Origin of the sequence: Streptomyces anatolicus (assembly GCF_019400875.1) — a bacterium.
GTDB classification, from domain to species: Bacteria; Actinomycetota; Actinomycetes; order Streptomycetales; family Streptomycetaceae; genus Streptomyces; species Streptomyces anatolicus.
In genome coordinates, this window is sequence record NZ_WMBF01000692.1 from 1 (window position 1) to 2,535 (window position 2,535).

Consider the following 2,535-nt stretch of genomic DNA (forward strand, 5'->3'; position numbering starts at 1 on the left):
GCGGGCGGGGCGAGCAGGGTGCCGTGGAAGGAGCCGCGTACGGGCGAGTCGAGCGTCATGTGCTCGCGGTGCAGGCCGTCGCGCACGGAGGTGCGGGCATCCGTGACGGCCAGGGGCGCCCGCTCTACGCGGGCCAGACGCTCGACCACGGCACGCAGGTGACGGACGCGGGCGACGCGGTCTCCTGTGCCGTCGAAGGCCGTGTGCCGCAGGGCCGGCTCGGCGGCGAGGAGCCGGTGGAGGTGGCGGATCTGCATGGCGCGTCAGACGAAATCGCCGTGCAGGGTGCTGGGCACTTCCAGTGCGTACGCGTCCAGTGCCTCGTCCAGTTTGATCTGGCCGCGTTTGAGGAGTTCGAGGAGTTCGTTCTGGGGGCGGTAGAAACACGACTTGCACAGGTCGGTCCTGCGCGGGTTGGAGGCCTCCCATTCGGCGCGGGGGCCGCCTTCGAGCACTTCCGCGTAACCCTGTTCGAGGACATTGCCGATGAGGTAGCGGCTGTTGAGGTGCACCTGAGGGCACGGATAGAGGTTACCGTCGGCGCCCACCGCCGTGACGAAACGGCTGTAGTGGCAGTGCTCGAAGTCGCCCTCGACCTCCTCGACCTGGTCCATCGGGCCGCGGTCCAGCTTGGGCACCGAGACCTCGAAGGCGTCGGTGGAGAGCGCGGCCGCCCTGGTGAGGGACTCGGCGATCTCCGGCATCACGGATTCGATGGTCTCGTGGCCGAGGGCGCTGTAGAACTCCGGCTCGAAGCGCACGTAATGCGCACCGGATTCCAGGGCGATGTGGGCCGCCTCCAGAATCTCCCGGTAGTTCTGCAGGGTGATCACGTAGTTGAAGCCGATGCGGAAGTCGGGGTCGACCGCGCTCTCCCTGAGTCGGCCGACCGAGCCGATGAACTGCGAGAACGTCTGCTCCCGGTCCCGGGTGATGTCGTTGAACGTCGCTTCCGTGCCCGCGTTCAGGCCGATGCGGACCCAGGTGTGGGTCTCGGCGACGCAGGAGGCGACCTTCGGGCGGCCGAGCCGCGAGCCGTTGGTGATCAGCCCGATCCGCAGCCCCGCCGCGTGCCCGGCCCGGCAGATCTCGGTGTAGCCCGGGTGGATGGTGCACTCGCCGCTGCCGCAGAACGTCACGGCCCGGCCGTCGTTCTCGGCGAACTCGCGCAGCAGGGTGACCGCCTTGTCGGTGGCGATCGAGTCCTTGAACGAGAACAGGTCGTAGAACTGCTCTTCGTTGGGGGAGTGGAAGTTGCAGAAGTTGCACCGCATGTTGCAGGCGCCCATGATGCCGATCCGCATGTGGACCGGTTTGATCTCCTGGCCCGCGACGAACCGCCGCAGCAGCTCGCCGTGGGCGAGGACCTTCTGGGGTGAGTGCGCCTGATCGAGACTGACGATCGGCAGTCCTTCGCGATTCTGGGGGGCTGCCACATTGATGTCGCCGGAACCGGGTGTGCTGTTCACGAACCCCCCACGCAGATCGATGTGCGTTTACGCTGTTCGAGCCCGCTGTTCGAGACGGTGCCTGCGACATTAGGGAGCCCCGCCGTTGGCTGTCAACTGGTCTGGACAACTCGGCAGTTGGCGGTGCGGACGCTCCGGCTAGGCGGAGGTCGCGGCCGTCAGGAGTTCGGCGATCGAGGCCGTGAGGTCCTCCCTGCCCAGGCCGAGGCCGGTGAGCGGGCCCCGGCCGTCCTCGGCCTCGATCAGGGCCAGCAGGATGTGCTCGGTCCCGACGTGGTGGTGGCCGAGGCGCAGCGCCTCGCGGAAGGTCAGTTCGAGCACCTTGCGGGCCCCCGCGTCGTACGGCACCAGCTCGGGCACCTCGGCGGCCGTCGCGGGCAGCGCGTCCAGGGCGGCCCGGCGGACGTCCTCCAGGGCGACGCCCTGCGCGGTGATCGCCTTGGCGGCGAGGCCGTCCGGCTCGCTGAGCAGGCCCAGGAGCAGGTGCTCGGTGCGGACCTCGTCGTGGTGGGCGCCCTTGGCCTCGTTGTGCGCGGCCATCACGACGTTCCTGGCGCGTGGCGTGAAGCGGGAGAAGCCCTGGCTGGGGTCGAGGTCGTTGGGCTCGTCCGGCTTCTTCGGCACGAACCGCTTCTGGGCGGCCTGCCGGGTGACGCCCATGCTCTTGCCGATGTCGGTCCAGGAGGCGCCCGAGCGGCGGGCCTGGTCCACGAAGTGGCCGATGAGGTGGTCGGCGACATCGCCGAGGTGGTCGGCGGCGATGACCGCGTCGGAGAGCTGGTCGAGGGCGTCCGTGTGGACCTTCTTGATGGCGTCGATGAGGTCGTCGAGGCGGACGGTCGGCGCGGGCGTGGTGCGGTCCGCGGCTGCGTCTGAGTGCGTCATGTGACAACCGTAGGTTGACAGTTCGGCGACTGTCAACTCTTGGTTGACGCGGGCGTTCGGTACCTTGGGCGAGGCCTCGGGCGGCGCTTCGGGCCACCCGAGGAAACCCTGGGTCGGGTCCCCGCCCGCGGGGGTTGAACAGTGGAACCACCGGCTCACCGCACCCCAGTTCGTCCAGTCG

Annotated in this window: 3 protein-coding genes; all 3 read right to left on the bottom strand. The window is 69.0% G+C overall.

Translation table 11 applies throughout. The features are described 5' to 3' along the window. The coding region (locus GKQ77_RS31425) for a hypothetical protein (RefSeq protein ID WP_372460038.1) at positions 1 to 257 on the bottom strand (257 nt) is incomplete at its 3' end. A 6-nt stretch (positions 258 to 263) separates the two neighbouring features. Continuing rightward, positions 264 to 1,469 carry a radical SAM protein gene (locus GKQ77_RS31430; RefSeq protein WP_308117838.1) on the bottom strand — a complete coding sequence of 402 codons (1,206 nt, stop codon included), beginning with the start codon at positions 1,467 to 1,469 and terminating at the stop codon, positions 264 to 266. 138 nt (positions 1,470 to 1,607) lie between these two features. After that, positions 1,608 to 2,354: a Clp protease N-terminal domain-containing protein gene (locus GKQ77_RS31435; protein WP_219692516.1), complete on the bottom strand. Its 747-nt coding sequence runs from the start codon at positions 2,352 to 2,354 to the stop codon at positions 1,608 to 1,610. Between the last annotated feature and the right edge of the window lie 181 nt (positions 2,355 to 2,535).